This window comes from Ralstonia sp. PBBBR1, assembly GCF_002256165.1.
GTDB lineage: Bacteria > Pseudomonadota > Gammaproteobacteria > Burkholderiales > Burkholderiaceae > Ralstonia > Ralstonia thomasii.
Map to the genome: position 1 here is coordinate 189,651 of NZ_NKIL01000009.1, position 6,000 is coordinate 195,650.

The 6,000-nt window shown below is 60.8% G+C and carries 7 protein-coding genes and 4 tRNA genes; all 11 read right to left on the reverse strand.

The window, feature by feature from the left end; all coding sequences use genetic code 11:
* Positions 1-61: 61 nt before the first annotated feature.
* Positions 62-436, reverse strand: a complete 375-nt coding sequence (rplL, locus tag CFE42_RS18105) for a 50S ribosomal protein L7/L12 (protein ID WP_004634456.1) — start codon at positions 434-436, stop codon at positions 62-64.
* A gap of 63 nt (positions 437-499) precedes the next feature.
* Positions 500-1,006 (reverse strand): 50S ribosomal protein L10, encoded by a 507-nt coding sequence (rplJ, locus tag CFE42_RS18110; RefSeq protein ID WP_004634455.1) that lies wholly within the window; start codon positions 1,004-1,006, stop codon positions 500-502.
* 375 nt (positions 1,007-1,381) lie between these two features.
* The gene (rplA, locus tag CFE42_RS18115; protein ID WP_004634454.1) at positions 1,382-2,077 is read right to left on the reverse strand and encodes a 50S ribosomal protein L1; all 696 of its coding nucleotides are present in this window, start codon (positions 2,075-2,077) and stop codon (positions 1,382-1,384) included.
* Between the two features lie 2 nt (positions 2,078-2,079).
* The gene (gene rplK, locus CFE42_RS18120) at positions 2,080-2,511 is read right to left on the reverse strand and encodes a 50S ribosomal protein L11 (RefSeq protein WP_004634453.1); all 432 of its coding nucleotides are present in this window, start codon (positions 2,509-2,511) and stop codon (positions 2,080-2,082) included.
* Positions 2,512-2,687: 176 nt separating this feature from the next.
* A complete protein-coding gene (gene nusG / locus CFE42_RS18125; protein WP_004634452.1) occupies positions 2,688-3,272 on the reverse strand; it encodes a transcription termination/antitermination protein NusG in 585 nt (194 codons plus the stop codon).
* A 12-nt stretch (positions 3,273-3,284) separates the two neighbouring features.
* A complete protein-coding gene (gene secE / locus CFE42_RS18130) occupies positions 3,285-3,665 on the reverse strand; it encodes a preprotein translocase subunit SecE (RefSeq protein ID WP_004634450.1) in 381 nt (126 codons plus the stop codon).
* 59 nt (positions 3,666-3,724) lie between these two features.
* Positions 3,725-3,800: transfer RNA gene (locus CFE42_RS18135), tRNA-Trp, on the reverse strand.
* Between the two features lie 88 nt (positions 3,801-3,888).
* On the reverse strand, positions 3,889-5,079 hold the full coding sequence (gene tuf, locus CFE42_RS18140) for an elongation factor Tu (protein ID WP_004634449.1): 1,191 nt from the start codon (positions 5,077-5,079) through the stop codon (positions 3,889-3,891).
* Between the two features lie 43 nt (positions 5,080-5,122).
* Positions 5,123-5,197 (reverse strand) — tRNA-Thr (locus CFE42_RS18145).
* 19 nt (positions 5,198-5,216) lie between these two features.
* Positions 5,217-5,290 (reverse strand) — tRNA-Gly (locus CFE42_RS18150).
* A gap of 56 nt (positions 5,291-5,346) precedes the next feature.
* Positions 5,347-5,432: transfer RNA gene (locus CFE42_RS18155), tRNA-Tyr, on the reverse strand.
* Positions 5,433-6,000 lie beyond the last annotated feature (568 nt).

Sequence of the window (6,000 nt, forward strand, 5' to 3'; positions counted from 1 at the left end):
CCGGGAAATCTCCCTTTGCCAGCCTCCATCGCGTACCAGGTACGGCACGCGAGACCTGCACTTACTTGGCTTCGGCTTCCGCGCCGGCTTCCACCAGCTTCTTCACCAGCTCGTCGGCGGTCTTCTTGTCGACGCCTTCCTTCACGGGCTTCGGTGCGCCATCGACCAGGTCCTTGGCTTCCTTCAGGCCCAGGCCGGTGATTTCACGCACGGCCTTGATGACGCCAACCTTGTTCGCGCCGGCGCTCTTCAGCGTCACGGTGAATTCGGTTTGCTCTTCAGCGGCAGCAGCGCCACCAGCAGCAGCCGGACCGGCCACGGCCACGGCAGCAGCCGACACGCCAAACTTCTCTTCGAACGCCTTGACCAGGTCGTTCAGTTCCATCACGGACATCGCGCCAACGGCTTCCAGGATGTCGTCTTTGGTGATTGCCATTTGAATAACTCCAGAATGTGATTCGGTATCGATCGTGCGATCTGTACGTGGTGCCGCAGCCTATTAGGCCGCTGCAGCCTCGCCTTCGCCTTGCTTGGCAGCCAGGGCACCCAGGGCGCGGGCAAAGCCCGACACCGGCGCCTGCATGACGAACAGCAGCTTGCTGAGCAGTTCTTCGCGGCTCGGAATCGTTGCCAGCGCCTTCACGGCGTCGACGTCGAGAACCTTGCCATCGTACGAACCAGCGCGCAGCACCAGCTTGTCATTGCCCTTGGCGAAATCGTTCAGCACCTTGGCCGGGGCCACTGCGTCTTCGGAAATACCGTAGATCAGCGGGCCGGTCAGTTGCTCGGCGAGTTCGGCAAACGGCGTGCCTTCAACAGCGCGGCGTGCCAGCGTGTTCTTCAGAACGCGCAGGTAGACGCCTTGCTGGCGCGCTTGCGCGCGCAGCTTGGTCAGATCGCCAACCGTGATACCGCGATATTCGGCGACGACGATGGTCGAGGCCTTGGCGACTTGCGCCGTTACCTCGGCCACGACGGCCTTCTTATCTTCGAGATTGAGTGCCACGGTTAAGCTCCAAAACGACGTCGGCTTCCGCAGTCGCTGCGGTCACCTCGGTCAGTCCAAAAGTACGGCGTCCGATTGGCACAAATCACTTCGGCAATACCAAAGTCACTCATTCCCTTCGGGGGCGCCATCTGCGTTGGCTGAAGTCCCCTCCGCTTCCGGAGTGGGCCGCGATTAAGGTGTTGGCTCCGAGGAGCCCCACACCGCCAACGGTCTTTGATAACCAGTGGCGTCTGCCTACTTGCGCAGACGTCTGCCACTGCCCAAAGTCTTGTCCCTCAAGCTTCGAGGGTCTGCGCGGCCGAAGCCACGCAAGAGAAAACTGCTGACACCAGGATGGTTATCGGGCCGCCCGGTGCGAATGATCGAGAGCGATCAGGCAGCCAGGGTTGCCTGGTCAACACGCACGCCCACGCCCATCGTCGACGAGACGGCGACCTTGCGCAGGTAGACGCCCTTGCTCGATGCCGGCTTGGCCTTGGTCAGTGCGTCCAGCAGTGCAGCCAGGTTGCTCTTCAGCGCTGCCGGCTCGAACGAGCGGCGGCCGATGGTGGCGTGGATAATACCGGCCTTATCGACACGGAATTGCACCTGACCAGCCTTGGCGTTCTTCACAGCCGTGGCAACGTCCGGCGTCACGGTGCCGACCTTCGGGTTCGGCATCAGGCCACGCGGGCCCAGGATCTGACCCAGCGTACCGACCACGCGCATCGTGTCCGGCGAAGCGATCACGACGTCGAAGTCCATCTTGCCGGCCTTGATCTGCTCGGCGAGGTCTTCCATGCCGACGATCTCAGCGCCTGCAGCCTTGGCTTGCTCGGCCTTGTCGCCTTGCGCGAACACGGCCACGCGCACCGACTTGCCGGTACCGGCAGGCAGCACCACCGAACCACGAACCACCTGGTCCGACTTCTTCGCATCGATGCCCAGTTGCACGGCCACGTCGATGGACTCATCGAACTTGGCGCTGGCGCATTCCTTAACGAGGCTCAGCGCTTCGTCGATCGGGTAGAACTTGGTACGTTCGACCTTGGCCTTGTTCGCGGCCGCACGCTTCGAAATCTTTGCCATAATTACAGGCCCTCCACCGTGATACCCATCGAACGGGCGCTACCGGCGATCGTACGCACGGCGGCGTCCAGATCAGCTGCGGTAAGGTCAGCGTTCTTCGCCTTGGCGATTTCCTCTGCCTGAGCGCGGGTGATCTTGCCAACCTTGTCGGTATGCGGCTTGGCGGAACCCTTCTGGATACCGGCAGCCTTCTTGATGAGCACGGTCGCCGGCGGCGACTTCATCACGAAGGTGAAGCTCTTGTCGGCGAAGGCGGTGATCACCACCGGCACCGGCAGGCCCGGTTCCATACCTTGAGTCTGCGCGTTGAACGCCTTGCAGAACTCCATGATGTTCAGACCGCGCTGACCCAGGGCCGGGCCGACGGGCGGGGACGGATTTGCTTTACCAGCCGGAATTTGCAGCTTGATAAAGCCAATAATTTTCTTGGCCATCTTGACTCCAATCCGGATTGCCCAGTTCAAACAACGATGGCAATCCTGTTGAGTGGTAACGCATCGGCGCAAGGCCGACGCTCCTCTGTTGGCGCGGGCGGCTTCGCCACCGTTGCCCGCCAAATCCAGTGGACCGGGCGATTGGCGCAGTGGCTTGCGCCACCGCACCAAATTTCTTAAACCTTCTCGACCTGACCGAACTCGAGTTCGACGGGCGTTGCACGTCCGAAGATCGTCACGGAAACGCGCAGGCGCGATTTCTCGTAGTTCACTTCCTCGACGTTGCCATTGAAGTCGGTAAACGGGCCTTCCTTCACACGCACCATTTCGCCCACTTCGAACAGCGTCTTGGGACGCGGTTTCTCGACCCCTTCCTGGATCTGGGCCATGATTTTGTCGACTTCGCTCTTGGAGATCGGCGAGGGGCGATTGCCCGTACCACCAATGAAACCAGTGACCTTGGAAGTGTTCTTCACCAAGTGCCAGGTCTCGTCGGTCATCTCCATTTCGACAAAGACGTAGCCGGGGAACAGGCGGCGCTCAGTCACGGTCTTGCGACCGCTCTTGCTCTCCATCACCTCTTCCGACGGCACCAGAATCTGACCGAACAGATGTTGCAGGCCTTCGCGCTCGATGCGCTCCTGCAGCGCGCGTTGCACGCTTTTTTCCATGCCCGAATAGGCATGCACGACATACCAGCGCTTCTTCGAGGCCGGTGCGGACGAATCCGTGGACGTGTCGTTCGCTACGTTATCCGTCATGGCTTCACTCGATTATTTCCAGCCCAGCACGAGTGAGAAGATCACCCACTCAATGAGCTTGTCCGCAGACCACAGGAACAGGGCCATGATCACGACGAACGCAAACACCAGACCGGTCATCTGCCCGGCTTCCTTGCGCGTCGGCCACACCACTTTGCGAACTTCGCGGTACGACTCGCGCGCGAACTCGATGAAGCTCTGCCCCGGTGCGGACACCAGCGCAACGCCCGCGCCCAACACCAGCCCGCCGATCAGCGAGGCAGCACGGACATAGCTCGGCTGTTGCGCCAGCAGGTAAAAACCGATCACCCCAGCGACCAGCAGCAGGAACGCCAAGGCCAGCAACCATTTGCCGCTGGCGGTGTTGACGGTTTCGACGTTCGGATTGGCCATGTTTCCCAAACGAGACTAAGCCGCGTGGCGCGTTTTCCTGCGCGACGCGGCTGATGAATTGGCAGGGGCAGAGGGAATCGAACCCCCAACCTTCGGTTTTGGAGACCGACGCTCTGCCAGTTGAGCTATACCCCTAAAACAGCTTTGGGGTTGCCATTCGGTCAACCCCACTCTGGCACTTCACGTGCGGCCGGTTGGCAGCCGCACGGAAGAGTTACAGCACTTACTCGATGATCTTAGCGACGACGCCGGCGCCGACGGTACGACCGCCTTCACGGATGGCGAAGCGCAGGCCTTCTTCCATGGCGATCGGGGCGATCAGCTTGACGGTGATCGACACGTTGTCGCCCGGCATGACCATTTCCTTGTCGGCCGGCAGCTCGATCGAGCCGGTCACGTCCGTCGTACGGAAGTAGAACTGCGGACGGTAGTTGTTGAAGAACGGCGTGTGACGACCGCCCTCGTCCTTCGACAGGATGTAGACCTCGCCCGTGAAGTGCGTGTGCGGCTTGATCGAACCCGGCTTGCACAGCACTTGGCCGCGCTCGACGTCTTCGCGCTTCGTGCCGCGCAGCAGGATACCGACGTTGTCGCCTGCCTGACCTTGGTCCAGCAGCTTGCGGAACATTTCCACGCCCGTGCAGGTGGTCTTCTGCGTGGCCTTGATACCGACGATTTCCAGCTCTTCGCCGACCTTGACTACGCCGCGCTCGATACGGCCGGTCACCACGGTGCCGCGACCCGAGATCGAGAACACGTCTTCCACCGGCATCAGGAACGTGCCGTCAACAGCGCGCTCCGGCGTCGGGATGTAGGTGTCCAGTGCGTCGGCCAGGTTCATGATGGCCACTTCGCCCAGCTCGCCCTTGTCGCCTTCCAGCGCCAGCTTGGCCGAACCCTTGATGATCGGGGTGTCGTCGCCCGGGAAGTCGTACTTCGACAGAAGTTCGCGCACCTCCATCTCGACCAGCTCCAGCAGCTCAGCGTCGTCCACCATGTCGCACTTGTTCAGGAACACGACGATGTACGGCACACCAACCTGGCGGGCCAGCAGGATGTGCTCACGCGTTTGCGGCATCGGGCCGTCAGCGGCCGAGCACACCAGGATTGCGCCGTCCATCTGGGCGGCACCGGTAATCATGTTCTTGACGTAGTCGGCGTGGCCCGGGCAGTCAACGTGCGCGTAGTGACGGTTAGCCGTTTCGTACTCAACGTGTGCGGTGTTGATCGTGATGCCGCGTGCCTTTTCTTCCGGCGCCGCATCAATCTGGTCGTATGCCTTGGCGGCACCACCAAACTTGGTCGCCAGCACGGTCGTGATCGCTGCCGTCAGCGTCGTCTTGCCGTGGTCAACGTGACCAATCGTACCAACGTTCACGTGCGGCTTAGTCCGCTCGAACTTTTCCTTTGCCATGTCGCGACTCCTGTCTCGGTAGCGATTTGCGTTGGTGGATGCGTGGTGCCCATGGGCAGGATCGAACTGCCGACCTCTCCCTTACCAAGGGAGTGCTCTACCACTGAGCCACATGGGCAAAACTTACGAACAGTGAATGGAGCGGGTGAAGGGAATCGAACCCTCGTCGTAAGCTTGGAAGGCTTCTGCTCTACCATTGAGCTACACCCGCCCGGGCTACTTCTTCCCTTGCCGCCCGGCCTTGCGACCGAACTCACTGCTTAATTCTGGTGGAGAGGGTTGGATTCGAACCAACGTAGGCGTAAGCCAACAGATTTACAGTCTGCCCCCTTTAGCCACTCGGGCACCTCTCCGAAGAGAACTTGCGATTATGGGACCATCAGGCCACCCTGTCAAGCATTGCTTGATGAAATCGCGAGATTTTGAGCATTGATGCTCTTACCCTTATAGGGCAATTCAGATCGGCGAGGGATCGGCGCCGCTATGCCACTCCAATGCTCGCGTCAGGGCGCCGACAGAGAGGTTGGCGAAATCTTCCTCGGAGTCACAACCGCAGTCGACTGGTAGAGCTATGGAGGATCAGGGACATCACTGCGATGTCGTTGCCTCGCTGCTATGTGCGCGCGATGCAGCGATGCTCGCGTATCCGCACAAAAGCCGCGCACTGCCGGCTCACCGATTCCCCGTGCCTCACCGCAGCGAGCGGACGGGCTCGACTAGCTCACGAAGCTAATCAGTCTTGCATGGGAGCCTGCGGACGCCTCCGTTGTGAGGCGTTTTGTTTTGTGCGGGAGAGCAGAGGAGGGGGTTGCCGGGTCTGGCCGGCGGATCGCTGCGTGTTGCAGCAGTGCATAAAAGCAAACACCCCAGCTCTGTGTAAGAGCTGGGGTGTTGAGGGGAGAGCCTGGCGATGACCTACTT